Annotated in this window: 30 protein-coding genes; 18 read left to right on the forward strand and 12 right to left on the reverse strand. The window is 51.9% G+C overall.

What is annotated here, in order from left to right; all coding sequences use genetic code 11:
- Positions 1-383: 383 nt before the first annotated feature.
- The 7 genes from F8561_RS10460 to F8561_RS10490 all read left to right on the forward strand — a co-directional run bounded on the left by F8561_RS10460 (position 384) and on the right by F8561_RS10490 (position 8,272).
- The gene (locus F8561_RS10460) at positions 384-1,031 is read left to right on the forward strand and encodes a YchE family NAAT transporter (RefSeq protein ID WP_014170449.1); all 648 of its coding nucleotides are present in this window, start codon (positions 384-386) and stop codon (positions 1,029-1,031) included.
- Between the two features lie 772 nt (positions 1,032-1,803).
- On the forward strand, positions 1,804-3,435 hold the full coding sequence (gene oppA, locus F8561_RS10465; RefSeq protein WP_020882381.1) for an oligopeptide ABC transporter substrate-binding protein OppA: 1,632 nt from the start codon (positions 1,804-1,806) through the stop codon (positions 3,433-3,435).
- Positions 3,436-3,518: 83 nt separating this feature from the next.
- Positions 3,519-4,439, forward strand: a complete 921-nt coding sequence (oppB, locus tag F8561_RS10470) for an oligopeptide ABC transporter permease OppB (RefSeq protein WP_014170447.1) — start codon at positions 3,519-3,521, stop codon at positions 4,437-4,439.
- A 14-nt stretch (positions 4,440-4,453) separates the two neighbouring features.
- Positions 4,454-5,362 (forward strand): oligopeptide ABC transporter permease OppC, encoded by a 909-nt coding sequence (gene oppC / locus F8561_RS10475; RefSeq protein WP_014170446.1) that lies wholly within the window; start codon positions 4,454-4,456, stop codon positions 5,360-5,362.
- An 11-nt stretch (positions 5,363-5,373) separates the two neighbouring features.
- Positions 5,374-6,387 (forward strand): ABC transporter ATP-binding protein, encoded by a 1,014-nt coding sequence (locus F8561_RS10480; protein ID WP_014170445.1) that lies wholly within the window; start codon positions 5,374-5,376, stop codon positions 6,385-6,387.
- Positions 6,384-7,388 (forward strand): murein tripeptide/oligopeptide ABC transporter ATP-binding protein OppF, encoded by a 1,005-nt coding sequence (oppF, locus tag F8561_RS10485; protein ID WP_014170444.1) that lies wholly within the window; start codon positions 6,384-6,386, stop codon positions 7,386-7,388. The genes F8561_RS10480 and oppF overlap by 4 nt, the downstream gene beginning before the upstream one ends.
- Positions 7,389-7,402: 14 nt before the next feature.
- Positions 7,403-8,272 carry an ion transporter gene (locus F8561_RS10490; RefSeq protein WP_192938257.1) on the forward strand — a complete coding sequence of 290 codons (870 nt, stop codon included), beginning with the start codon at positions 7,403-7,405 and terminating at the stop codon, positions 8,270-8,272.
- A gap of 31 nt (positions 8,273-8,303) precedes the next feature.
- Here F8561_RS10490 and F8561_RS10495 read toward each other — a convergent pair whose 3' ends face one another.
- A complete protein-coding gene (locus F8561_RS10495; RefSeq protein WP_006810881.1) occupies positions 8,304-8,633 on the reverse strand; it encodes an HI1450 family dsDNA-mimic protein in 330 nt (109 codons plus the stop codon).
- A gap of 33 nt (positions 8,634-8,666) precedes the next feature.
- Positions 8,667-10,127 (reverse strand): cardiolipin synthase, encoded by a 1,461-nt coding sequence (gene cls / locus F8561_RS10500; protein WP_014170441.1) that lies wholly within the window; start codon positions 10,125-10,127, stop codon positions 8,667-8,669.
- A gap of 144 nt (positions 10,128-10,271) precedes the next feature.
- Between cls and F8561_RS10505 the strand changes: the two genes are divergently transcribed.
- The 4 genes from F8561_RS10505 (at position 10,272) to leuE (ending at position 11,816) form a co-directional block, all read left to right on the forward strand.
- Positions 10,272-10,445 carry a YciY family protein gene (locus tag F8561_RS10505; RefSeq protein WP_086463573.1) on the forward strand — a complete coding sequence of 58 codons (174 nt, stop codon included), beginning with the start codon at positions 10,272-10,274 and terminating at the stop codon, positions 10,443-10,445.
- A 116-nt stretch (positions 10,446-10,561) separates the two neighbouring features.
- Entirely contained in the window at positions 10,562-10,690 is a 129-nt protein-coding gene (locus tag F8561_RS24650) for a KPN_01571 family protein (protein WP_226778037.1), read from the forward strand.
- 12 nt (positions 10,691-10,702) lie between these two features.
- Positions 10,703-11,113, forward strand: a complete 411-nt coding sequence (locus tag F8561_RS10510) for an Exc2 family lipoprotein (RefSeq protein ID WP_032678335.1) — start codon at positions 10,703-10,705, stop codon at positions 11,111-11,113.
- Positions 11,114-11,180: 67 nt separating this feature from the next.
- Positions 11,181-11,816 (forward strand): leucine efflux protein LeuE, encoded by a 636-nt coding sequence (gene leuE, locus F8561_RS10515; RefSeq protein WP_020882385.1) that lies wholly within the window; start codon positions 11,181-11,183, stop codon positions 11,814-11,816.
- 35 nt (positions 11,817-11,851) lie between these two features.
- Here leuE and F8561_RS10520 read toward each other — a convergent pair whose 3' ends face one another.
- Positions 11,852-12,148 carry a YciI family protein gene (locus F8561_RS10520; protein ID WP_151887413.1) on the reverse strand — a complete coding sequence of 99 codons (297 nt, stop codon included), beginning with the start codon at positions 12,146-12,148 and terminating at the stop codon, positions 11,852-11,854.
- A 221-nt stretch (positions 12,149-12,369) separates the two neighbouring features.
- Here F8561_RS10520 and tonB point away from each other — a divergent pair, with 221 nt between their 5' ends.
- Positions 12,370-13,092, forward strand: a complete 723-nt coding sequence (gene tonB / locus F8561_RS10525; protein WP_025203933.1) for a TonB system transport protein TonB — start codon at positions 12,370-12,372, stop codon at positions 13,090-13,092.
- Between the two features lie 38 nt (positions 13,093-13,130).
- On the opposite strand, the gene yciA is transcribed toward tonB, so the two are convergent.
- The 4 genes from yciA to F8561_RS10545 all read right to left on the reverse strand — a co-directional run bounded on the left by yciA (position 13,131) and on the right by F8561_RS10545 (position 15,396).
- On the reverse strand, positions 13,131-13,526 hold the full coding sequence (yciA, locus tag F8561_RS10530; RefSeq protein WP_014170435.1) for an acyl-CoA thioester hydrolase YciA: 396 nt from the start codon (positions 13,524-13,526) through the stop codon (positions 13,131-13,133).
- A gap of 104 nt (positions 13,527-13,630) precedes the next feature.
- Positions 13,631-14,170: a septation protein A gene (locus tag F8561_RS10535; RefSeq protein ID WP_020882387.1), complete on the reverse strand. Its 540-nt coding sequence runs from the start codon at positions 14,168-14,170 to the stop codon at positions 13,631-13,633.
- Between the two features lie 52 nt (positions 14,171-14,222).
- Positions 14,223-14,966 (reverse strand): YciC family protein, encoded by a 744-nt coding sequence (locus F8561_RS10540; protein WP_020882388.1) that lies wholly within the window; start codon positions 14,964-14,966, stop codon positions 14,223-14,225.
- Positions 14,967-14,991: 25 nt separating this feature from the next.
- A complete protein-coding gene (locus tag F8561_RS10545; RefSeq protein ID WP_032680849.1) occupies positions 14,992-15,396 on the reverse strand; it encodes a YkgJ family cysteine cluster protein in 405 nt (134 codons plus the stop codon).
- Between the two features lie 282 nt (positions 15,397-15,678).
- Here F8561_RS10545 and ompW point away from each other — a divergent pair, with 282 nt between their 5' ends.
- On the forward strand, positions 15,679-16,311 hold the full coding sequence (gene ompW, locus F8561_RS10550) for an outer membrane protein OmpW (RefSeq protein ID WP_014170432.1): 633 nt from the start codon (positions 15,679-15,681) through the stop codon (positions 16,309-16,311).
- A gap of 215 nt (positions 16,312-16,526) precedes the next feature.
- Here the strand turns inward: ompW and F8561_RS24560 are convergent, their stop codons facing one another.
- Complete coding sequence (locus tag F8561_RS24560; RefSeq protein ID WP_226876133.1) at positions 16,527-16,733, reverse strand: hypothetical protein; 207 nt, start codon at positions 16,731-16,733, stop codon at positions 16,527-16,529.
- Between the two features lie 123 nt (positions 16,734-16,856).
- Here F8561_RS24560 and F8561_RS10560 point away from each other — a divergent pair, with 123 nt between their 5' ends.
- Entirely contained in the window at positions 16,857-17,195 is a 339-nt protein-coding gene (locus F8561_RS10560) for an energy transducer TonB (RefSeq protein ID WP_014170430.1), read from the forward strand.
- A gap of 29 nt (positions 17,196-17,224) precedes the next feature.
- On the opposite strand, the gene uspF is transcribed toward F8561_RS10560, so the two are convergent.
- From uspF to F8561_RS10580, 4 genes are all read right to left on the reverse strand, one after another.
- Positions 17,225-17,659 carry a universal stress protein UspF gene (gene uspF / locus F8561_RS10565; protein ID WP_025203936.1) on the reverse strand — a complete coding sequence of 145 codons (435 nt, stop codon included), beginning with the start codon at positions 17,657-17,659 and terminating at the stop codon, positions 17,225-17,227.
- A gap of 140 nt (positions 17,660-17,799) precedes the next feature.
- The gene (gene yedF, locus F8561_RS10570) at positions 17,800-18,033 is read right to left on the reverse strand and encodes a sulfurtransferase-like selenium metabolism protein YedF (protein ID WP_014170428.1); all 234 of its coding nucleotides are present in this window, start codon (positions 18,031-18,033) and stop codon (positions 17,800-17,802) included.
- Entirely contained in the window at positions 18,030-19,241 is a 1,212-nt protein-coding gene (gene yedE, locus F8561_RS10575; RefSeq protein WP_151887414.1) for a selenium metabolism membrane protein YedE/FdhT, read from the reverse strand. The genes yedF and yedE overlap by 4 nt, the downstream gene beginning before the upstream one ends.
- A 177-nt stretch (positions 19,242-19,418) precedes the next feature.
- Positions 19,419-19,967, reverse strand: coding sequence for a TetR/AcrR family transcriptional regulator (locus tag F8561_RS10580; protein WP_032681991.1), 549 nt, complete (start codon positions 19,965-19,967; stop codon positions 19,419-19,421).
- Between the two features lie 240 nt (positions 19,968-20,207).
- Between F8561_RS10580 and F8561_RS10585 the strand changes: the two genes are divergently transcribed.
- The 4 genes from F8561_RS10585 to F8561_RS10600 all read left to right on the forward strand — a co-directional run bounded on the left by F8561_RS10585 (position 20,208) and on the right by F8561_RS10600 (position 23,335).
- The gene (locus F8561_RS10585; protein ID WP_044859768.1) at positions 20,208-20,987 is read left to right on the forward strand and encodes an SDR family NAD(P)-dependent oxidoreductase; all 780 of its coding nucleotides are present in this window, start codon (positions 20,208-20,210) and stop codon (positions 20,985-20,987) included.
- Positions 20,988-21,085: 98 nt separating this feature from the next.
- Positions 21,086-21,904, forward strand: coding sequence for an oxidoreductase (locus F8561_RS10590; protein ID WP_151887415.1), 819 nt, complete (start codon positions 21,086-21,088; stop codon positions 21,902-21,904).
- Positions 21,905-21,908: 4 nt separating this feature from the next.
- Positions 21,909-22,319, forward strand: coding sequence for a hypothetical protein (locus F8561_RS10595; protein WP_032680854.1), 411 nt, complete (start codon positions 21,909-21,911; stop codon positions 22,317-22,319).
- Complete coding sequence (locus F8561_RS10600) at positions 22,316-23,335, forward strand: NADP-dependent oxidoreductase (protein ID WP_151887416.1); 1,020 nt, start codon at positions 22,316-22,318, stop codon at positions 23,333-23,335. Before F8561_RS10595 ends, F8561_RS10600 begins: the two co-directional genes overlap by 4 nt.
- The last annotated feature ends 9 nt before the right edge of the window (positions 23,336-23,344 follow it).

The following is a 23,344-nucleotide window of genomic DNA, read 5'->3' on the forward strand; positions in this document are numbered from 1 at the left end:
TAAAACAAAGAGTTACTTTATGCTCTGGCGCGCTAACTTACTAAAAGAGCCTTACCTTAACATCATCCCTTTGTGACAGGTGACCTTCCTGGGGGGCGTAATCAAGATTACTCACTTCTGAGTACGAAAATCATGATCTGCGTCAATTTTTCCCCAAGCTGATACCTTTCAGCAGGGTTATTTATTGTAGATATTTCCAGTGTTAAATAATTAAGTAACTATTGGAAGTGATGCTATCACTGATTCTACATCTGTTTAACATCCTGAAAGGATAACGTTTAGGCACAGATTTCTGGTGAAGTATGCTCATAAAAAGCGTATCTTCAGCGCGATTTTTCATGACAAAGTGTCAGTCCCGGGCATGTGCATAAGCGGAGCAAAACGTGATCCAAACGCTCTTTGATTTTCCAACGTATTTTAAATTTTTTATTGGTCTGTTTGCCCTGGTCAACCCGGTAGGGATCATCCCTGTCTTCATTAGTATGACCAGTTACCAGACGGCGGCGGCCAGGAACAAAACCAACCTCACCGCTAACCTGTCAGTGGCCATTATCTTGCTCACCTCGCTTTTCCTGGGTGATGCCATTCTCCAGCTGTTCGGCATTTCAATTGATTCTTTCCGCATCGCGGGTGGCATCCTGGTGGTGACCATTGCCATGTCGATGATCAGCGGTAAGCTGGGTGAGGATAAGCAGAACAAACAGGAGAAATCAGAAACCGCCATTCGCGAAAGTATCGGCGTGGTCCCGCTTGCGTTGCCTTTAATGGCAGGGCCTGGTGCGATCAGTTCCACCATTGTCTGGGGGACACGTTACCATAGCCTGATGCACCTGATTGGCTTTTCTGTCGCCATCGCTATCTTCGCACTGTGTTGTTGGGGGGTTTTCCGCATGGCACCCTGGCTGGTGCGCTGGCTGGGGCAAACGGGCATCAACGTCATTACGCGTATTATGGGCCTGTTGTTGATGGCGTTAGGCATCGAATTTATTGTCACCGGTATTAAAAGCATTTTCCCCGGCTTACTGCACTAATATTTCAAATGAAAGAACGGGGCCTGAGGCTCCGTTTTTTTACGTGATTATCAGCAAATCATATAACTAAAGTTGAAATGCTCACATATCATAATAAATTCTACTAATAATCCGCTTTTCTTATATTTCAATAAGTTATCAATTTACCTCGTGCCTCTCTGCGCATAAAACCTTCAATCAATCTGTTATTTTACTCACATGATACTCTGGGGCTTGCTGAGTCATAACCGAAATGATATTAGTAATTTCAACGTTCCCCTAGAGGAATGTGCTAAATAATAATCAGTTGTTAAATTTTTGTACAAAACCACTCGATGATAGCGCAGCGATGCGCTTGTAGAGAATGTTTTCTCTATCATATTGAATACCAATGTTTTTATGCGGTATTTGATGTCAGGCAGGGCTGCCCCCCGAGATACGGCACTCACCGTAAAAGAGAATTGCTTAACAAATTTGCAAAATGTATTGGCGCGCGTTTACGCCATTTGATACTTTCCGGCCTAATATTTTGCAGCATAAAACAAGCAGATGAGAATTATTTTCATATAGTCCTCTTCTCAGATATCCAGCGCAGGCCTCAGACAGGGGAGACCTGTGAAGAATCGACGCAAGACGGCCATACGAGCGGTCAGTAATAAAAAAGTCGGTGATAGCAAGAAGTAAAAAGAAGAACCTGACAGCAGCAAAAAAAACTCCTGCGCTGTACAGGCCCCAACAGGGGATTACACAGCTGGCGAAGGCCAGTAATTATAATGAGTGGAGTACCAACACAATGTCCATCATCACAAAAAAAAATCTGGTAGCGGCGGGGATTTTAACTGCGCTAATCGCGGGCAACGCTGCAATGGCTGCGGACGTTCCTGCAGGCGTTCAACTGGCGGAGAAACAGACGCTGGTTCGTAACAACGGTGCGGAAGTTCAGTCTCTTGACCCGCACAAAATTGAAGGTGTTCCGGAGTCTAACGTCAACCGCGACCTGTTCGAAGGCTTGCTGGTGACCGATGTAGACGGCCACCCTGCACCGGGTGTGGCGGAAAAATGGGAAAATAAAGATTTCAAAGTTTGGACCTTCCATCTGCGTAAAGATGCGAAATGGTCCGACGGTACGCCGGTTACCGCCGAAGATTTCGTGTATAGCTGGCAGCGTCTGGCGAATCCAACCACCGCCTCTCCGTATGCGAGCTACCTGCAATATGGCCACATCGCCAATATTGATGACATCATCGCCGGTAAAAAACCGGTCACCGATCTGGGTGTGAAAGCGATTGATGCCAATACCTTTGAAGTGACGTTGAGCGAGCCTGTTCCGTACTTCTACAAATTACTGGTTCACCCGTCCGTTTCCCCGGTACCAAAATCCGCGGTGGAAAAATTTGGTGAAAAATGGACCCAGCCTGCCAATATCGTGACCAACGGTGCTTATAAACTGAAAGACTGGGTGGTCAACGAACGTATGGTTCTGGAGCGTAACCCGCAGTACTGGGATAACGCGAAAACCGTCATTAATCAGGTTACCTACCTGCCAATCTCTTCTGAAGTTACTGACGTTAACCGTTACCGCAGCGGCGAAATCGACATGACCTATAACAACATGCCGATTGAACTGTTCCAGAAGCTGAAAAAAGAGATCCCGAAAGAAGTGCATGTTGATCCGTATCTCTGCACTTACTACTACGAAATCAACAACCAGAAAGCACCATTCACTGATGTGCGCGTGCGTACAGCGCTGAAGCTGGCACTGGATCGCGATATTATCGTGAACAAAGTGAAAAACCAGGGCGACCTGCCGGCATACAGCTATACCCCTCCTTATACCGACGGTATGAAACTGGTTGAGCCTGAGTGGTTCAAGTGGTCACAGGAAAAACGTAACGAAGAAGCGAAAAAACTGCTGGCTGAAGCCGGTTATACCGCTGACAAGCCGCTGACGTTTAACCTGCTGTACAACACGTCTGACCTGCATAAAAAACTGGCTATCGCCGTCGCGTCTATCTGGAAGAAAAACCTGGGCGTGAACGTGAAGCTGGAAAACCAGGAGTGGAAAACCTTCCTGGATACCCGCCATCAGGGGACGTTCGACGTGGCTCGTGCTGGCTGGTGTGCGGACTATAACGAACCAACATCCTTCCTGAACACCATGCTGAGTGACAGTTCGAATAACACCGCGCACTATAAGAGCCCGGCATTCGATAAGATCATTACTGATACGCTGAAAGTCACAGACGATGCGCAGCGCGCTGATCTGTACGCGAAATCAGAAGAGCAGCTCGATAAAGACTCTGCAATTGTACCGGTCTATTACTACGTTAACGCCCGCCTGGTGAAACCGTGGGTAGGGGGTTATACCGGTAAAGACCCGTTGGATAATATTTCCGTTAAGAATCTTTATATTATCAAGCATTAATGGCAATACGTGGGGCAGGCCTGGCTTGCCCCACTGTGTCTACTTTGTAACATTCATCAGGCACACGCCAGAAGGTACGGGCAATGTTGAAATTTATCCTGCGTCGCTGCTTAGAAGCGATACCAACGTTATTTATTCTAATTACGATTTCCTTCTTTATGATGCGTCTCGCGCCGGGAAGTCCATTTACCGGTGAACGTACGCTGCCACCGGAAGTGATGGCCAATATCGAAGCGAAGTATCATTTAAACGATCCTATCTCCACGCAGTACTTCAACTATCTGAAGCAACTGGCGCACGGTGATTTTGGGCCGTCATTCAAATACAAAGACTATTCCGTTAACGACCTGGTGGCGTCCAGCTTCCCTGTATCGGCGAAACTGGGTGCTGCGGCATTCATCCTTGCCGTCGTTCTCGGCGTCACCGCGGGCGTTATTGCCGCGCTCAAACAAAATACCAAATGGGATTATACCGTAATGGGGGTGGCGATGACCGGAGTGGTTATACCCAGCTTCGTTGTCGCGCCATTACTGGTGATGATATTTGCCATTACGCTGAAATGGCTGCCCGGAGGCGGCTGGAACGGTGGGGCGCTGAAGTTCATGATTTTGCCAATGGTGGCACTCTCCCTGGCTTATATCGCCAGTATCGCGCGTATCACCCGCGGTTCCATGATTGAAGTGCTGCACTCGAACTTCATCCGCACCGCGCGTGCGAAAGGGCTGCCGATGCGCCGGATTATATTCCGCCATGCACTCAAGCCTGCGCTCCTGCCCGTGCTCTCCTACCTGGGGCCGGCATTCGTTGGGATCATCACCGGCTCAATGGTTATCGAAACCATCTACGGTCTGCCGGGCATTGGTCAGCTGTTCGTTAATGGCGCGCTGAACCGCGACTATTCACTGGTACTGAGCCTGACAATCCTTGTCGGCGCACTGACCATTTTGTTTAACGCTATCGTCGATGTGCTGTATGCCGTTATCGACCCGAAAATCCGTTACTGATACTGGAGCACGCCATGATGTTGAGTAAGAAAAACAGCGAGGCGCTGGAAAACTTCAGTGAAAAACTGGAAGTAGAAGGTCGTAGCCTCTGGCAAGACGCCCGTCGTCGCTTTATGCATAACCGCGCCGCGGTCGCCAGCCTGGTTGTTCTGGTGCTCATCGCGCTGTTTGTCACCCTGGCGCCGATTCTGTCGCAATTTACCTATTTCGACACCGACTGGGGCATGATGTCCAGCGCACCCGATATGACGTCCGGGCACTATTTTGGTACGGATTCCTCAGGGCGCGACCTGCTGGTGCGTGTCGCTATCGGCGGCCGCATTTCGCTGATGGTCGGTATTGCTGCCGCCCTGGTGGCGGTGATCGTGGGTACGCTTTACGGCTCACTCTCAGGCTATCTTGGCGGTAAAGTGGACTCCGTCATGATGCGTATGCTGGAAATCTTAAACTCCTTCCCGTTCATGTTCTTCGTTATCCTGCTGGTGACCTTCTTTGGCCAGAATATCCTGTTGATCTTCGTGGCAATCGGGATGGTATCCTGGCTGGATATGGCGCGAATCGTTCGTGGTCAGACGCTGAGTCTTAAGCGTAAAGAGTTTATCGAAGCGGCGCAGGTGGGCGGTGTCTCCACCGGCAATATTGTGGTTCGCCATATCGTTCCTAACGTGCTCGGCGTGGTGGTGGTATATGCCTCGCTGCTGGTACCAAGCATGATCCTGTTTGAATCTTTCCTGAGCTTCCTGGGTCTGGGTACACAAGAGCCACTGAGCAGCTGGGGCGCGCTTCTGAGTGATGGTGCAAACTCAATGGAAGTCTCACCGTGGTTGCTTCTGTACCCGGCGGGCTTCCTGGTCGTCACCCTGTTTTGTTTCAACTTTATCGGCGATGGCCTGCGTGATGCCCTCGACCCGAAAGACCGTTAAGGAGCGCCGTCATGACGATTATTGAAACGGCCACTGCGCCACAGGCGCAACAGCAGGGTAACCTTCTGCTGGACGTAAAAGACCTCCGCGTGACCTTTAAAACGCCGGATGGCGATGTGACCGCCGTGAACGATCTCAACTTCAACCTGCGTGCGGGTGAAACGCTGGGGATCGTGGGCGAGTCGGGTTCCGGTAAATCCCAAACCGCCTTTGCGTTGATGGGGCTGCTGGCGTCTAACGGTGTCATTGGCGGTTCCGCCAAATTCAACGGGCGTGAGATCCTCAACCTGCCGGAATACGAGCTGAACAAGCTGCGCGCTGAGCAGATTTCGATGATATTCCAGGACCCGATGACCTCGCTGAACCCGTATATGCGTGTCGGCGAGCAGCTGATGGAAGTGCTGATGCTGCACAAAGGCCTGGGCAAAGCGGAAGCCTTTGAGGAGTCCGTCAAAATGCTCGACGCGGTGAAAATGCCGGAAGCGCGCAAGCGTATGCGCATGTTCCCGCATGAGTTCTCCGGCGGTATGCGTCAGCGTGTCATGATTGCGATGGCGCTGATGTGCCGGCCAAAACTGCTGATTGCCGATGAACCGACCACCGCGCTTGATGTGACCGTCCAGGCACAGATCATGACGTTGCTGAACGAGCTTAAGCGTGAGTTCAACACCGCGATTATCATGATCACTCACGATCTGGGCGTAGTGGCCGGTATCTGTGACAAGGTACTGGTGATGTATGCCGGTCGCACCATGGAATATGGTAAGGCGCGCGACGTGTTCTACCAGCCTGCACACCCTTACTCCATTGGTCTGCTGAATGCGGTGCCGCGCCTCGATGCAGAAGGGGAATCCCTGCTGACCATCCCTGGCAACCCGCCAAACCTGCTGCGTCTGCCGAAAGGCTGTCCGTTCCAGCCACGCTGCCCGCACGCGATGGAAATCTGCAATACCGCGCCGCCGCTGGAAGAGTTTGCACCAGGCCGACTGCGCGCCTGCTTTAAGCCGCAGGAGGATCTGGTATGAACGCATTAGATGAAAAAAGAAATGTCCTGCTCGAAATTGCTGACCTTAAGGTGCATTTCGACATTAAAGACGGAAAACAGTGGTTCTGGCAGCCGCCGAAAACCCTGAAAGCGGTCGATGGCGTAACGCTTCGTCTGTATGAAGGGGAAACCCTGGGGGTGGTGGGTGAGTCCGGTTGCGGTAAATCCACGTTTGCGCGTGCCATCATAGGCCTCGTGAAAGCCACCGACGGCAAAGTTGCCTGGCTGGGTAAAGATCTGCTGGGCATGAAGCCAGACGAGTGGCGCGATGTGCGTAGCGACATCCAGATGATTTTCCAGGATCCGCTGGCCTCATTGAACCCGCGTATGACTATCGGGGAGATCATTGCTGAGCCACTGCGGACCTATCATCCGAAGATGCCGCGTCAGGAAGTACGCGACCGTGTGAAGGCAATGATGATGAAAGTGGGCTTGTTGCCTAACCTCGTCAACCGTTACCCGCACGAATTCTCCGGTGGTCAGTGCCAGCGTATCGGTATCGCCCGCGCCTTGATCCTTGAGCCGAAGCTGATCATCTGTGACGAGCCCGTCTCGGCGCTGGACGTCTCTATTCAGGCGCAGGTGGTTAACCTGCTGCAGAAACTGCAGCGTGAAATGGGGCTGTCGCTGATCTTCATTGCGCATGATCTCGCGGTGGTGAAACACATTTCTGACCGCGTACTGGTGATGTATCTTGGCCATGCGGTGGAATTAGGGACTTACGATGAGGTGTACCATAACCCATTGCACCCATATACCCGGGCACTGATGTCTGCGGTACCGATTCCCGATCCGGATCTGGAAAAAAATAAAACCATCCAGCTTCTGGAAGGTGAATTACCGTCCCCGATTAACCCGCCGTCCGGTTGTGTATTCCGTACGCGATGCCCGATGGCCGGGCCGGAATGTGCAAAAACACGTCCGGTTCTGGAGGGCAGTTTCCGACATGCGGTTTCCTGCCTGAAAGTAGACCCGTTATAATCGCAAGGGCTGACATGATGTTAGCCCTTATTATTTGCGAGGTTAATGTGTCGCGATTATTCACCTCCGTCCGTCGGCGGCTCTATCATCTTTTATTCGATCCTGAAACGGTAACCGGACGGCGTTTTGAAGCCCTCTGCGCGCTGTTTGCGCTGCTCAGCGTGGTGATCATTTTTATCGAATCGGGCGTCGGAACGCAGTATCACCTGACGCTGGAAGAATGGCATCTTTTTGTCTGGCTGGAGCTGGTCATTACCCTGGTCTTTACCGCTGAATATTTCCTGCGGGTATTCTGTTGGCCTGATCCGGCCAAATATGTCTTCAGCTTCTGGGGATTTATTGATTTAGCCACGATCCTGCCGCTCTATGTCATGTGGCTATGGCCGGAAATCAGTCTGAGCTATGTTTTTGCCTGGCGAGCGATGCGCGTTATTCGGGTGTTACGCATTCTTAAACTGCTGCGGTTTATGCCGTCATTGCGGATATTCTGGAGTGCCATCGTCAGCGCGCGGCATCAACTGATCCTGTTCTACTCATTTATTGCCATCGTCATGGTGATATTCGGCGCGTTGATGTATTTGATAGAAGGGCCGAAGAATGGCTTCTCAACGCTGAATGCTTCTGTCTATTGGGCGATTGTGACCGTCACGACCGTTGGCTATGGTGATATAGCCCCTCACACTCCGCTGGGACGGATTGTCGCCTCGGTACTGATTCTGATTGGTTATTCGGTGATTGCGGTCCCGACAGGGCTCATTACTACGCACATGAGCAGCGCCTTTCAGAACCGTAAGGCGCAACGAAAATGCCCGAAATGTCACCAGGGTGAACATGAACACAGCGCGCGGTTTTGTAATCAGTGCGGAAGTGAGTTACCGGATTAAATAAAAAAGGCTGCAATCGCAGCCTTTTTTATTATTCGCGCCAGAGAATATGACACAGCTTGTGGTCTTTCTCGCGACACAGCAGGACGCGGGCGAAGATGTCGTTAATTTCACCGCCATCTTCATCGGCCAGGCCAATCACCACTTCGGCAAAGAAGTCAGGATTAAGGTCGAAATCCACATGTTCAGCCCAGTCTTCAGAAGGGTCGAACAACTCGGCGCCCCCGCGCTCTTCAAACTGGAGATTAAAGAGGATCACGTCTGCGGGATCGAGGTTATCAACCGCCAGTTCGAGAAAAATGTCATAGGCCTGTTCGAGCGTTTCGTCTTCGGTCAGGCGATTGTTCAGATCCATTTCCATGATGACTACCTGTTTAACATCGTTGGGCACGTTTTACAGCAACGGACTAAAGAAGTAAAACAGTCGTTCGGTAATTCTCTGCCACAGCGGGCGTTTAACCCACAGTCTGGCATCCAGCAGTCGCGAGCGGGAGATATAATCATCCTGGACCGCGGCCAGATCGCCGCCAAAGCCGGCATCATCGATCACCAGTGTGATTTCAAAGTTCAGCCACAGACTGCGCATATCCAGGTTAACCGTACCCACCAGACTTAACTCGCCGTCGACAAGCACGCTCTTGGTATGGAGTAATCCGCCTTCAAACTGGTAGATTTTCACCCCCGCAGCCAGCAGTTCACTGAAAAATGCCCGGCTGGCCCAGCCCACCAGAAGCGAGTCATTTTTGCGTGGCAAGATGATACTCACATCGACACCGCGCTGTGCCGCGGTACAGATGGCGTGCAGCAGGTCATCGCTGGGAACAAAGTAGGGGGTGGTCATGATCAAATATTCACGCGCTGCGTAAGTGGCCGTCAGCAACGCCTGATGGATCAGGTCCTCCGGGAAGCCCGGTCCGGAAGCGATAGTATGGATGGTGTGCCCGCTGGCCTCTTCAAATGGCATGATATTGCCATCCGGTGGTGGCGGCAGGATACGTTTCCCGGTTTCTATCTCCCAGTCGCAGGAATAAACGATACCCATCGAGGTGGCAATGGGCCCCTCCATTCTCGCCATCAGGTCTACCCACTGCCCGACACCCGAGTCCTGCTTGAAGAACCGCGGGTCAACCATGTTCATGCTGCCGGTATAGGCAATATAGTTGTCGATCATGATCATTTTACGGTGCTGGCGAAGGTCCATCCGGCGCAGAAACACACGCAAGAGATTGACCTTCAGCGCTTCAACCACTTCAATACCGGCATTACGCATCATGCCCGCCCAGGGGCTACGGAAGAAGGCGACGCTGCCAGCGGAGTCCAGCAACAGGCGGCAATGAATGCCCCGACGCGCAGCGGCCATCAGCGATTCAGCAACCTGATCGGCCATGCCGCCAGGCTGCCAGATATAGAACACCATCTCGATATTATGGCGAGCCAGTTGAATATCGCGGATGAGGGCCTGCATGACGTCATCCGAGGAGGTCAGCAACTGGAGCTGGTTGCCCTTAACGCCGCCAATACCCTGACGGAGTTCGCACAGCTTAAACAGCGAGGAGGCAACACTGCTGTTCTCCTCGGCAAAGATATGTTTGCAGGCTTTGAGATCGTTGAGCCATTTGGCGGTTGAAGGCCACATGGCGCGGGCACGCTCGGCACGGCGTTTACCCAGATGAAGCTCACCGAAAGAGAGATAGGCAATAATCCCCACCAGCGGCAGGATGTAGATTATCAGCAGCCAGGCCATGGCAGAGGGTACGGCTCTGCGCTTCATCAGGATGCGCAAAGTCACACCCGCGATTAACAGCCAGTATCCCAGAATGACCAGCCAACTCACCACGGTGTAGAAGGTTGTCATAGGTAAAAAAATCCTTTTGAAAGCGTATTGTTATGAGTGTACGCATCAGGAATCATCTGGCAAATAAAAACGCCAGTTAAAAGCGCTGGTTTGCTGCGGGGTTGGGTTTATAATGGGGTTTCTGTTAGAGAAAGAGTTGTAAACATGAAGCGCAGTAGAACAGAAGTAGGGCGCTGGCGCATGTTGCGACAGGTGAGTCGTCGCAAGGCTCGTTGGCTGGAAGCACAATCCCGCCGCAATATGCGTATACACGCCATCAGAAAATGTGGAATGACCAGACACCGTAACGCGTTGCTGTTCGCTACACAGGTTATCTGAGAACCATCAGGGCACCGTTAAGGTGCCCACTGATTTTCAGGCTATCATTTTTCGCAGTCTCTCCCCCGATACATTCCGCGATATACTCCGCCCTCTTAATCTTATGCATTTCAAAGATGAATCCTTATCTCTGGGTATTTATTGTGCTGCTTGCGCTGGATGCGATCAGGGAAAACGCAGGATTATCGTCATTATCCGCGTTGATTAATTTACTGCTCAGCGGGATATTGCACTGGATAAACTAAAAAGGAAAAGAGATGAACGGAAAAGTGGTTGCAGCCCTTCTTGGGATTGCCGTGTTGAGCGGTTGTGCCAGCAGTAAAACGTCACCGGAAAGGCATGCTTATTATTTCGTGTCGCATAAAACCAATTTTACTGGCGGCAATTTTACGTCAAGTGTATCGCAAAATTATCGTCTGAATGTCCCTCAGTTCCGTGAGCTGTATGAGCAGGGGAAAACCGATCGCGCTGCAGGACGCACACTGTCTGAGGCTAACCAGTACGCCCAAAGCATTCGCGATCAACTGAAGAATCAGGCGAAAACGGAGCATGCTTTCGACGGTAATACCGCGGATAAATGGACGTCTCAAATGGAAGAGAAGGACGCCGTTTTATTTGGTAACGAACTGGCTACGACTTATCTTGATGGCTATAACGGCGTACAATAGCGTCTGATTTTGGGGATATCGTATTTGCAGCGATATTACCGTCGTTTTTTAGCAAAAGGAGGGAGAGGTGTTTGCGGAGTTTGGTGTACTTAATTTCTGGACCTATGTTGTAGGGGCATTTTTTATCGTGCTGGTGCCTGGACCGAACACATTGTTTGTACTGAAAACCGGTATTGGGCACGGTGTTAAAAAAGGGTATCTCGCCGCCACTGGCGTGTTTATCGGCGATGCAGTGCTGATGTTTCTGGCCTGGGCGGGCGTCGCAGCATTAATCCAGACGACCCCGGTTCTGTTTAATATTGTGCGCTACCTCGGTGCTTTCTATCTCCTGTGGCTCGGCGGCAAAATGCTCTGGTCAGTCATCACCCGTCAGAAGAATACCCATGAGAGCGGAACCGAGCCTGCGAGCATGATCATGAAACGCTCGCTGGTGCTGAGCCTGACGAATCCAAAGGCTATTTTGTTCTATGTCTCGTTCTTTGTGCAATTCATCGATGTGAATGCGAAAAACACGGGCACGTCTTTCCTGATCCTCGCGACCACGCTGGAGCTGATTAGCTTTATGTATATGAGCTTCCTGATCTTCTCTGGTGCGTTTGTCACGCGTTATCTGAAAACCAAAAAGAAACTGGCAAAGCTGGGGAACGGGCTGATTGGGCTGCTGTTTGTCGGATTTGCGGCGCGCTTAGCGTCACTGCACTGAAGAGATGAGTGGCTCCTTTCGGAGCCACTTTTGCATCAAAACACTTTCTTGTACGGGCGAACCGTCACCTTCGCATAGACACCTGCGGCAACGTACGGGTCTGCATCAGCCCAGGCCTGAGCCGCTTCCAGGGTTTCAAACTCGGCGATCACCGTGGAGCCCGCGAAACCGGCAGCGCCAGGGTCATTGCTGTCTACCGCAGGCATTGGACCCGCGGTCAGTAATCGACCTTCATCCTGCAGCAGTTGTAAACGCGCCAGATGGGCAGGGCGAACGGACTGGCGTTTTTCGAGGGAATCAGCGACATCTTCAGAGTAAATCACGTAAAGCACGGTGAAGCTCCTTAACCATTAAAAGTGTCAGTAACGTTATGTGAAAGGGCAACTGACTGCAATGTAAAGATAAAAACAATGTTAAAACCCTGATCTGAATGCGCCTTTTTTGGCCTCTCTTGCGCTTAAATTGCGCCAGGACAAAGTGTCTTATTGAATATGATTGCTATTTGCATTTAAAATCAGTGTTCGGTTTTTTAACGTTGATGATTATGACTTCGATGACCCTTGATTTACCTCGCCGCTTTCCCTGGCCGACGCTGCTTTCTGTCGTTATTCACGGTGCTGTCGTGGCGGGTTTGCTTTATACCTCGGTTCATCAGGTTGTTGAAATGCCAGCGCCCGCACAGCCTATTTCTGTGACGATGGTATCGCCAGCGGATCTCGAACCGCCGCAGGTTGCGCCTCCGCCGCCACAGCCCGTCGCCGAACCGGAACCCGAACCTGAACCGGTGCCGGAACCGCCAAAAGAAGCTCCGGTGGTGATCCACAAACCCGAGCCGAAGCCGAAACCTAAGCCGAAGCCAAAACCGGTGAAGAAGGTAGAAGAACGTCCAAAACGCGAAACGCGTCCGGTTGAACCCCGCGCCACGCAGACGGTAGAAAACGCAGCACCTTCGCGTCCGGTGATGAATAACACCACGACGACAGCCAAACCGACAGTCACCGCACCCGCGGGACCGCGTGCGGTCAGCCGTAATCAGCCGCAGTATCCGGCCCGTGCTCAGGCATTACGTATTGAGGGCCGTGTACGGGTGAAATTCGATGTTACGCCGGAAGGGCGTGTTGAGAACGTGGAAATACTGTCCGCGCAGCCGTCTAATATGTTCGAGAGAGAAGTGAAAACGGCGATGCGCAGATGGCGTTATGAAGCCGGTAAACCGGGCAACGGACTGATCGTGAATATTGTATTCCGCCTGAATGGCGGGGCACAGATGGAATAAAAAAAAGCCTCCGCAAGGAGGCTTTTTTTACCGGGCAATCAGGCCTGAGGAAGCGGTCGGGGTTTACCTTCGTTGTCCACGGCCACATAAATAAACAGCGCTTCTGTCGCTTTATAACGCTGTCCAATGGGTTCGGACGAGACCTTTTTCACCCACACTTCGATGTTAATGGAGATGGAGGTATTGCCACGTTTTACGCAACGCGCGTAACAGCAAACCACATCACCCACTGCAACCGGGCGCAGGAAGGTCATGCCATCCACTCTCACCGTCACTACCCGGCCATGTGCAATCTCTTTTGCCAGAATAGCGCCGCCCATATCCATTTGCGACATCAGCCAGCCGCCAAAAATATCGCCATTGGCATTGGTGTCAGCGGGCATTGCCAGTGTGCGTAAAACCAGTTCGCCCTGAGGGGCGTTATTTGTTGTCATTGTTTTAACTCGTAACTGAAGACTTCAGGCGGGATGCTACTATGATTTCAGGCTGGAGAGAATAGACCAGAACGCCTGCTGCACACGTTCTGGTCGGTGAACGATCAGTGCTGGTCGTCCTGTGGCATGTGGCGATAGATATAAACGCCACTTAACAGCGTGAAGATGAGCGTCAGAGCCGTCAGGCCAAAGACCTTGAAGTTGACCCAGATATTCTGCGGCAGCCAGAAAGCAATATAGATATTGGCAAGACCACAGAGAATAAAGAAGATCGCCCAGGCGATATTCAGTCGGGACCACACTTCCTGAGGCAGCGTCAGCTCTTTGCCCAGCATGCGCTGGATCAGCGGCTTCTTCATCACCCACTGGCTAATCAGTAACGCACCCGCAAACAGAGCGTAAATCACCGTGACTTTCCATTTGATGAATTCATCGTTGTGGAAGAACAGAGTGAGTCCACCAAACACCGCGACCAGGACGAAGGTCACCAGCGCCATTTTTTCAACTTTACGGTAGCGAACCCAGCTATAGATCAGCACAACCGCTGTGGCCACGATCAGTGCAGTCGTGGCGGCATAAATGTCATACAGCTTGTAGAAAGCGAAAAAGACCACGAGCGGTAAAAAATCAAGAAACTGCTTCATTCTGTGATTCCATCTTCTGTGTAGGGCCGGGCTGACGTTCCCGGCCACAGGATTACTGACGAATTAACATATACAGGCGGAACAGATAGACCAGCAGTACCGCTGAAATGAGGTTGCTCAGCGTATTTGCCACCACCGCGCCCACATTTGGCGTGAGTACCGCAAAATTCGGGGCAAACAGCAGCAGGAGCGTTTTCGCCAACAGCCAGCCGATAACAGCCGGCGCCACCAGGCGTATATTTGCCCAGGCGAGCCGGATGCTGCTGCGCATCGCGGTAAAGATCCCCAGTTTATCCTGCACGACCATTACCGGCGCGAAAGAGAGCACGATAGCCAGTAATACACCCGGCACGACGACCAGCATAATCCCCATCTGCACCAGCATGGTGGTTAAAAAGATGAGGATAAACAGCTTCGGTAATACCGGTGCGCTGGCACCAATCGCCCGCAGGGCGCTGACGCGCTGACCGGCGGAAACCAGCTGAATCATCAGCAGAACGCCACCTGCCAGAATCGCATTGCCGATAAGACCAGAGAATGTCGAAGCAGCGGAAGCCCGCAGCAGGATTTGTTGCTGCTCCGGCGTCATGTTTTGTACCAGTTCAAACAACCCCACGCTATCTGCAAGGTTGTCGCCCTGGCTCAGGCTGGCAATCTGTTCGTCACTTGGCGAGAACGCATGACCAAGCACCACTGTAATGAAGGCGCATAGCAACGCGATCAGTAAAAAGGTTAAGAACTGATTGCGGAAAAAGTTTCCCGTGTCACGGTAGACAGACTTCGCCGTGATAGACATGCACTCTCCTTGAGTATTGCAGGTGTTAATTAGCCGGCAATTGTACACCGGATAACACTGTCGTGGCAGCATCAAGGCTTGTATGGAAAAGCATATCTTTGTAAAGCGGCGGTAATCCAAAGCGCGCACGGGCACGATTACAGGCTTCATTGACCTGCCCATCCTCACCTGACATAGAAAATTCCCGGCACGGGCTGGGGCGGTGCTCATAGATAGAGCACCGGGTGGACACCCCAGGTTCACCTTGCAGCGCTGCGCATCGGCACGGTTTTTGGTTGGTGCCACTCATGCAGCGCAGAAAAGGCGTTAACGGTTCAGTGAGATGAACCGGAACGGTACCGCCGCCATCGCTGGCTTCGGCCCAGTAGAAAGAGACTCGAAAATACGCACAACAGGCTCCGCACGTCATGCACGGGTTAACATCACTCATGGCACACCTGCAAAAGAAGAACGCATCAAATCAACTTGTGAGAGCGCTAAATTATCCAGCCGCGAGAGGAAGAGCAAGAGGGTGAAAAGAGAAAATTTTGTAACGCCGAAATGCCAGAAATTGACCTGACGACAACTTATTGCTTTACGGTGTGTCACCAAAAATTAACCCAGATCAATGAATGTTAACTTACTGGTTTTAATGTGATCTGTAGCAGATCACTTATTACTCATTTGTGAGTATATTCTCCTCCGCGACTAAAACCACAACGATGGAGCGGATATGAAAAAATTAGCGGTGGCAGCCCTTGTATTAAGCAGTCTCTCTGGCGGCGCGTATGCGCATGAAGCAGGTGAATTCTTTATTCGTGCCGGTTCGGCAACGGTGCGTCCAACAGAAGGCTCTGATAGCGTACTGGGTATGGGCGGTTTTAACGTCAGCAACAATACCCAACTCGGTTTGACCTTTACGTATATGGCGACGGAGAACATTGGTGTTGAGCTTCTGGCAGCAACGCCATTCCGTCATCGCGTCGGTTTAGGGCCAACCGGGGATATCGCGACGGTGCACCATTTACCGCCAACACTGATGGCGCAGTGGTACTTTGGTGATGCTAACAGTAAGGTGCGTCCGTATATTGGCGCAGGGGTGAACTACACCACCTTCTTCGACGAGAAATTTAACGATACCGGTAAAGAAGCCGGGCTTACCGATCTCAGCCTGAAAGACTCGTGGGGTGTTGCGGGGCAGGTGGGGCTGGATTATCTGATTAACCGTGACTGGTTAATTAACGCCTCGGTCTGGTACATGGACATTGATACCGACGTTCGCTTTAAAGCGGGCGGTGAACAGCAAAGTATCAGCACTCGCCTCGATCCGTGGGTGTTTATGTTCTCCGCGGGTTATCGTTTCTGATTTATCCCCTGAGACTGGCCTGGTTATGGCCAGTCTTGCTTCGGGGGGATTAAGGTTGCCCCTCCATATTCCAGCGTGCTGAACTCATCTCATCAAATACATGCTGAACCGTAAACGGCCGAAATACTGCCCGTTTAGCCGCGTCAGCCAACGCCTGACAATAACCTATTCACACCATTCCTAAAGTCGAGGTGCAGGTTGCACCGCTTACCGCTTTATGCGTGAGGATCGGTCAGTGCGGCGTCCAGTGATTGCTCAATGGCGCAGGCCTGTAGCCAGTGGATATTGTTATCCGAGGCTTTACCGGAATGCTTATAAGTACAGGCATCGGGGGCACGTTGTTTGTGACAGCGTTTAGGGGGAAGGGGAACACATCCGGCAAGCACAGCAGTAATACACACTGACGAAAGAATTTGATTCATGAGAAAGTCCATTTATGAAAGTTATTCCGCAAGCAGGCTATCGGAGTTGGGAGGAGATTAATGCCAGATGCCGCAATATACTGTTCTCGAAAAGCGAGACGTTAAATTTTACAGGACATAATATTGAAAAGAATAATTATTGCGGCTGCGGTTATGCTCATTTCTGGCTGCCATCAACAGCCCATGCAACCTGAACCGGCGCAGAAACCGTGCAATGGAATAACGAATAAGCCTTTCCCTGCCATGCCCGTAAAGGCACAGGCGCTGGGCATTGAGGGTAACGTTGTTGTCTCTTTTTCTGTGGGCGACGATGGTCATCCACACGATATACGTATTGTCTCTGCACAGCCGGAAGGGGTGTTTGAACGCGAAACGCTGCGTGCCGTGCAAATATGGTGTTTATCACCGAATAAAAGCCGTCAAACAGAAACGGTCACTTTCACAGTAAATAAGCCCCGATAGCCCGGGGCTTATCTTTCCTCGCAGGCACGCTAACGTACCACCAGCACCGGGCATTTTGCGTGGCGCACGACAACCGCAGCGTTAGAGCCTAACAGATAGGTCGAAATATCAGGTCGATGAGACGCAATAATTATCAGGTCTGCATTGATACTCTCAGCCAGTTTCAGGATCTGATCTTTAGGCGTGCCAGAAATGGCGTGGGTCTGAATGCGGTCGGCCGGTAAATTGAACTGCTTAACGATCTCATTCAATTTCGCCAGCGCCTCCTGCTGCATTTCTTCCAGTTTTGGCATCTCAACGGAATAGGCCAGCCCAAGAGAGGAATAGTAGGGGAAAGAAGGAACGACAGTCAGAAAATGCACTTTGCCGTTACTGATTGCTGCGTTCGCCTGAACATAGGGAATCACCTGTTCGGTCAGGCGACGCTCTGAAATATCGACAGGAACGAGAATTGACGCAAACATGCCACACCTCCTGTTTGTTTTTTATCCACTTTAAGTGTAGTTCCGGGGGAGAACAGGGGGCTGCATTTACCGCCAAAGTGGGACGTAAGGCGGATTTTTGGGGCAGGAGACGCCCCGGTTAAGGAGCGTCTGTGGCGGGATTATTTCTGTATCAAATAACGAATGGTTGGCCCATCCTGTTGAATGTCCAGCACGGTGTAACCGTGGTTTTTAGCATCCAGAGGAATGTTGTTGATGGACTGCGGGCAGTCGCTCACCACCTCCAGAATTTCCCCTTTCCTGAGCTGAGGCAGGGCTTCCAGCGTAGCGACAGCGGGATAAGGGCAGGGTTCGCCCACCATATCCAGACGATAGTCAGGTACGATCTCTTTCATGCGGCATTCTCCTGCGTTGCATTTTTGACAGCGGCACGGCGGAAGAACCGTTTCTCCTGCGCAATCACCAGTAAAAAAGCGACCAGCAGCAGGGCGTACGTCACTAACAGGCCACCGAGCGGGCCGAACGTGCTGAGCAGGTTGACCTTATCCCAGTTCGTCGCGAGGACAGGAGAAAGGGAGTCCCAGTAGTACGCGAGGAGAGTTGACCCGAGCACGTTCCCCAGACCAACCCACCAGTAATGCACCTGACCTTCAACGGCGCGGTACATCCAGCCTGTTTCACAACCGCCAGCCAGCACAATCCCGAAGCCAAACAGCAGGCCGCCAATCACCGCATTCGGGCCAGCCCACATGATTTTCGGTTCAACACCTAACTGAACATAGCTGAAGATGCCGATAGCACTCACCGCCATTCCGGCAATAATCGCTTTTGCCATTATTGTTCGCCCGGTGATCCACATATCGCGAAACGCTGAAGTAAAGCAGATCTGCGCGCGTTCAATAAGCAAACCAAAGCCCACGCCAAACAGCATTGCCAGACCCAGTTTAGGTTGATTGAGCGCTGTACACAGTGCCCATGCCACCATGGCGAAAAAGACCAGCATCCCCAGGCGGAAACGACGGTGTGCCTGAGCCGGTTTTTGCGTCAGCGGCGATGCGGCGCTGACCTTAACCATCCTGACGGGAATACGGAACAGCGGCAAAAGGGTAAATTTTGCGCCAAAGTAAGAACCGATGGCGGTAGCGACGGCAAAGAACCAGGCATGTAGCGAAAACTGTGGGATACCGGTAAAGAAGGCGGCAAGGTTACAGCCCATCGCCAGGCGCGCACCGAAACCGGCAATCATGCCGCCGATGACCGCCTGTACGATGCGGATCCGACTTTTTGGCATTCTCAGCTTAACGTTGTTTGCCCACAGCGCGGCGGCAAAACAGCCGCCGAACATGCCGATGATCATCATCCCGTCGATGCGGGTCAGCGGAGTGCCTTCCAGATGAATGAGCTTAAAGTAACCCCACTCTTCAGCATGCACGCCCGCAAGCTGCAGCAGCTGTCCACCCCAACGGGTAAACTCGCCGGTTACAGCCCAGAACGTACCGGTAATGCCGAAGTAGTAAGTAGACAGGATCCCCGCTGCGATAACGGCGGGTACAGGTGACCAGAACTTAACCAGGTAAGTCTGTTTGAAGTATTGCCATGACATGAGTAAGCCTCTGAACTCAGAAGGTATATTTGGATTTAACGGGCTGGAATATATAACTTTTTTTCTTTCTCCAAAACCTCTCCAAAACTTTTCTCAAAAATACCTACCTTTTTTATGACCTCCGTCATCAAATCTTCCTGATATCTCCTGGCAATCACTCACCCGGCTGCAAAATATTCACTCTTTTCGCGGCTCCTCACGCAGAATACGCGAGCGGCAGACATCCAGAATTTCGTCAGCGAGCGCAGAATTATCCGGGCAGGCACGGGACAACACCAGAGCCCCGACAAGATGTGCAAAGGTGTCTATCAGGTCAGCACGTGAGACATTTTCGTCGCTTAACATTGCCAACTGGCGTTCAACCCCAGCCGCAAATGTCTCTTTGATGGACTCGGACTGACGGGCGGTGTCGGTGCCCAGGGCAGACATCACACAACCCCTGGCCATATCATCGCGATGCTGTCGGGAGAGGTAATATTCAATGAATTTTTCTCTGTCCACACCCGCCAGGTTTTCCGCGGCGTGTACAAAACCACAGTTCATGGCTTCTGACATCAGGTCAGCCTTTGAACCAAAGTGCTTATAAAACCCGCCGTGGGTTAAACCCGCCGCAGACATTAGCTCCGCCACGCCCACGCCGTCATAGCCGCGCTCACGAAAAAGTTCTGATGCCGTTTCAACAATGCGCATCCGGTTTTCCCGAACCTGCTCTTTTGACACTTTCATGCTTTCCCGCCCCCATACAAAACAAGGCTCAATTATACATTGATGATGATCATAATCAAACCAGTTGACTTTATAGATTATGATCATCATCATTAAATCCATGTCCCCGACGGCGCTTCGCAGAGGTATGCGCGCTCCGTCAGTCTGACTGAGATCAGCAAAGAGAGCCGGACATATCCCCGGATTTACCTGCATCGAACAGTGCAGATTCTGTTCAACATTGAATAAAGAAGATCACATATGACGAAAACTTCAGTTCTCATTACAGGCGCATCGACGGGTATTGGTGCTGTCTATGCGCAAAGGTTTGCGAGCCGTGGACATGACCTGGTTCTGGTTGCCCGCGATAAAACAAAATTAGACGCACTCGCCGAGCGTCTGCGACAGGAGAAGGGCGTTTCTGTTGATGTTCTGCCAGCCGACCTCACTCAGGCAGCGGATTTAGCGACGGTGGAAGCTCGTCTTCGTGAAGACGAAAAAATAGGGGTGCTGATTAACAACGCAGGCATGGCACAGTCGGGCAATTTTACCGGCCAGACGCCTGAGGCAATTGAGCGTCTTATCGCCCTGAACGTCACTGCGCTGACGAGGCTTGCTCGTGCCGCGGCGCCACGGTTTGTCAAAACCGGAGAAGGCGCAATCGTCAATATCAGCTCCGTCGTTGGGCTCGCCCCGGAATTTGCCATGACGGTTTACGGTGCCACCAAAGCCTTTGTGCTTTTCCTGTCGCAGGGATTGCATATTGAGCTGTCCTCCGCGGGCGTTTACGTCCAGGCAGTACTTCCGGCCGGCACTTACACCGAAATCTGGGAGCGTGCAGGTATTGATATCAGTAAGGCGCCCGAGATGATGGAAGTGGGTCAGTTAGTTGACGCAGCCCTGGCCGGCTTTGATCGTCGCGAACTCGTCACCATCCCTCCTTTACAAAATGCTGCCCACTGGGATGACCTGGAGAAGGCGCGTCAGGCTCTGCTGGCGGATATCAATCAGGCTAAAGCGGCAGAACGGTACACAGTGTAGCCACGGGGATTCGGCATAACCCTATGCCGCGTTGTTTCCCTGCAGCGTGTTGTTGCGCTGCAGGGTGAGCAGGACTCCATCAAGAGAGCGTAGTGAGAATGACAAAAAAACGTGTAGCACTGGTGACCGGAGCTTCTTCGGGGATCGGTGAGGCGTCGGCTAAAAAACTGCTGGCCGCGGGGTATACGGTCTATGGCACCAGCCGGCGCGGTGCGCAGGCAGGTACACATCCCTTTGCGTTATTAACGCTTGATGTGACGGACGATGCGTCCGTGAGCGCCGCCATTGAGGCGTTACTGCACCTGGAAGGGCGGATAGATTTGCTGGTGAATAATGCGGGCTTTGGGGTTGCTCCTGCGGCCGCGGAAGAAAGTTCGATTGATCAGGCCAGGCGTATTTTCGACACCAACTTTCTTGGCCTGGTCAGAATGACGCGGGCAGTGATCCCGCACATGCGCCGTCAGGGCAGTGGCCGCATCATCAACATTGGTTCGATATTAGGGATTGTCCCGCTACCGTACGTGGCACTGTATGCAGCCAGTAAGCATGCGGTTGAAGGGTATACGGGCGCGCTGGACCATGAACTGCGCACACAGGGTATCAGGGTTTCCGTGATCGAGCCGGCCTATATAAAGACACAGTTCGACGCAAACAATGTAGAACCTGACGCGAAGCTAGAAGAATATGAACCGCTCCGGGCTAAGCTGAACAACGTCGTCAGCAAGGCAATGGACGAGGCGGAACGTCCGGAAGTGGTGGCTGATGTAGTGGTAAAGGCTGCCCAGGCTTTACGGCCTAAGGTGCGTTATACGGCGGGCACGCTGGCGGGGAAACTGAATTTCATTCGCCGCTTTGCGCCTGCTTCACTTCTGGACAAGGTAGTACGCAACAGTCTTCAGCTCGACGCGAAAGAATAAGAATATGAAATTTTCTCAACTGGCTATTCTGACTGCCGGGTTGTTTTTCATCCTGGCGGCGATATGGATGTTCTGCCCGCAACTGCTGTTAACGCAGTGGGGAATCACGCCAACACCGGGAACTGATGTGCTCGGCCATCGCTCTGCCGCCCTGTACGCGGGCCTGGGGGTGATGTGTTTATTCGCCAGACACGCAGAGCCCTCGCTGGCACGCTATGCCCTGGCAGCAGGGATCGGTACGTTATGTTTGATTTTAGCCGTGTCCGGCGTTGTTGAGTGGTATGCAGGACACGTTAATGGGCAGATCGTTATTGCAGTATTTATCGAGCTATTCCTGGGTATCGCTTTTTTACTCAGCAACAGCGTTGGTAAGAAACACGCCACCGGCAAACCCGGCAGAGTAAAAGACAAATGAATAAGAAGACGATGAAAGCATTTACGTTCAAACGCTATGGTAAATCCCCTGAACTGGGATTCGACGACGTAGATTTTCCGTCCCCTGGTGATGATGAAATTCTGGTCAAAGTGTATGCAGTAGGTCTGAACCCGATCGATAACATGATCCCGACCGGCATGTTCAAACGTGTTCTGCATTTCAGTCTCCCCGCGACGTTGGGCAGTGACGTGTCCGGCGTTGTCGTTGCCACAGGACGTCGTGTGACGCGTTTCAAAGCAGGCGATGAGGTGTTTGCCAGTATTTTTGACAGGGGAACGGGTTCGCTTGCTGAATTTGTGCGGGTGCCAGAAAACCTTGCAGCGTTAAAATCCGCCACCCTGGATTTCGTACAGGCAGCGTCGCTTCCGATGGTCAGTCTCACCTCCTGGCAAGCGCTGACGGAACGCGCGAAGCTGCGAGCGGGGCAGAAAGTATTTATCCCGGCCGGCTCCGGTGGAATTGGCAGTTTTGCTATCCAACTGGCAAAACACCTTGGCGCAACGGTAGGGACGACAACCAGCACCGCCAACATTGACTGGGTGAGCCGCCTTGGTGCAGATGAGGTGGTTGACTATAAAAAGCAGGAATTCGAAAAAGTGCTGAGCGGCTACGATATTGTCCTCGGGACTATCAGAGGTGACGCGATTGAGAAATCCACCCAAATCCTTAAACCGGGAGGGAAGATAGTTTCCCTGATCGGGCCGTTAGATACGGCTTTCGCACGGGAAAGACACCTCAATGTTTTCCTGCGTTTTGTATTAGGACTGTTGAGCCGCAAAATCATGCGACTGTCCAAAAAACGAGGTTTAACCTATTCGTTTCTCTTTGTCCGCCCTGATGGCAGCCAGCTTAGCCAAATCGCTGAACTCATGGACGCTCAACGCATCAAGCCTGTTATCGACAACGTTTTCCCCTTTGACGAAACTGGCGACGCCTTCGCCTATCTGGCTCGCGGGCATGCAAAGGGGAAAGTGGTGGTTAAAATTCATGAGTGATAGCAACGA

The organism is Enterobacter sp. 198, from assembly GCF_009025585.1.
GTDB classification, from domain to species: Bacteria; Pseudomonadota; Gammaproteobacteria; order Enterobacterales; family Enterobacteriaceae; genus Enterobacter; species Enterobacter ludwigii.

What these genes read in the sequence shown, in the direction of transcription:
- tonB (WP_025203933.1), top strand. Translation starts at nt 12,370, where the DNA reads ATGACCCTTGATTTACCTCGCCGCTTTCCCTGGCCGACGCTGCTTTCT.
- F8561_RS10495 (WP_006810881.1), bottom strand. Translation starts at nt 8,633, where the DNA reads ATGGAAATGGATCTGAACAATCGCCTGACCGAAGACGAAACGCTCGAA.
- yedE (WP_151887414.1), bottom strand. Translation starts at nt 19,241, where the DNA reads ATGTCATGGCAATACTTCAAACAGACTTACCTGGTTAAGTTCTGGTCA.
- F8561_RS10595 (WP_032680854.1), top strand. Translation starts at nt 21,909, where the DNA reads ATGAAATTTTCTCAACTGGCTATTCTGACTGCCGGGTTGTTTTTCATC.
- oppA (WP_020882381.1), top strand. Translation starts at nt 1,804, where the DNA reads ATGTCCATCATCACAAAAAAAAATCTGGTAGCGGCGGGGATTTTAACT.
- F8561_RS10585 (WP_044859768.1), top strand. Translation starts at nt 20,208, where the DNA reads ATGACGAAAACTTCAGTTCTCATTACAGGCGCATCGACGGGTATTGGT.
- oppB (WP_014170447.1), top strand. Translation starts at nt 3,519, where the DNA reads ATGTTGAAATTTATCCTGCGTCGCTGCTTAGAAGCGATACCAACGTTA.
- F8561_RS10545 (WP_032680849.1), bottom strand. Translation starts at nt 15,396, where the DNA reads ATGAGTGATGTTAACCCGTGCATGACGTGCGGAGCCTGTTGTGCGTAT.
- cls (WP_014170441.1), bottom strand. Translation starts at nt 10,127, where the DNA reads ATGACAACCTTCTACACCGTGGTGAGTTGGCTGGTCATTCTGGGATAC.
- oppC (WP_014170446.1), top strand. Translation starts at nt 4,454, where the DNA reads ATGATGTTGAGTAAGAAAAACAGCGAGGCGCTGGAAAACTTCAGTGAA.
- oppF (WP_014170444.1), top strand. Translation starts at nt 6,384, where the DNA reads ATGAACGCATTAGATGAAAAAAGAAATGTCCTGCTCGAAATTGCTGAC.
- F8561_RS10505 (WP_086463573.1), top strand. Translation starts at nt 10,272, where the DNA reads ATGAAGCGCAGTAGAACAGAAGTAGGGCGCTGGCGCATGTTGCGACAG.
- ompW (WP_014170432.1), top strand. Translation starts at nt 15,679, where the DNA reads ATGAAAAAATTAGCGGTGGCAGCCCTTGTATTAAGCAGTCTCTCTGGC.
- F8561_RS10590 (WP_151887415.1), top strand. Translation starts at nt 21,086, where the DNA reads ATGACAAAAAAACGTGTAGCACTGGTGACCGGAGCTTCTTCGGGGATC.
- F8561_RS10535 (WP_020882387.1), bottom strand. Translation starts at nt 14,170, where the DNA reads ATGAAGCAGTTTCTTGATTTTTTACCGCTCGTGGTCTTTTTCGCTTTC.
- F8561_RS24650 (WP_226778037.1), top strand. Translation starts at nt 10,562, where the DNA reads ATGAATCCTTATCTCTGGGTATTTATTGTGCTGCTTGCGCTGGATGCG.
- F8561_RS24560 (WP_226876133.1), bottom strand. Translation starts at nt 16,733, where the DNA reads ATGAATCAAATTCTTTCGTCAGTGTGTATTACTGCTGTGCTTGCCGGA.
- F8561_RS10480 (WP_014170445.1), top strand. Translation starts at nt 5,374, where the DNA reads ATGACGATTATTGAAACGGCCACTGCGCCACAGGCGCAACAGCAGGGT.
- F8561_RS10540 (WP_020882388.1), bottom strand. Translation starts at nt 14,966, where the DNA reads ATGTCTATCACGGCGAAGTCTGTCTACCGTGACACGGGAAACTTTTTC.
- F8561_RS10490 (WP_192938257.1), top strand. Translation starts at nt 7,403, where the DNA reads ATGATGTTAGCCCTTATTATTTGCGAGGTTAATGTGTCGCGATTATTC.
- yedF (WP_014170428.1), bottom strand. Translation starts at nt 18,033, where the DNA reads ATGAAAGAGATCGTACCTGACTATCGTCTGGATATGGTGGGCGAACCC.
- uspF (WP_025203936.1), bottom strand. Translation starts at nt 17,659, where the DNA reads ATGTTTGCGTCAATTCTCGTTCCTGTCGATATTTCAGAGCGTCGCCTG.
- yciA (WP_014170435.1), bottom strand. Translation starts at nt 13,526, where the DNA reads ATGACAACAAATAACGCCCCTCAGGGCGAACTGGTTTTACGCACACTG.
- F8561_RS10600 (WP_151887416.1), top strand. Translation starts at nt 22,316, where the DNA reads ATGAATAAGAAGACGATGAAAGCATTTACGTTCAAACGCTATGGTAAA.
- F8561_RS10580 (WP_032681991.1), bottom strand. Translation starts at nt 19,967, where the DNA reads ATGAAAGTGTCAAAAGAGCAGGTTCGGGAAAACCGGATGCGCATTGTT.
- F8561_RS10510 (WP_032678335.1), top strand. Translation starts at nt 10,703, where the DNA reads ATGAACGGAAAAGTGGTTGCAGCCCTTCTTGGGATTGCCGTGTTGAGC.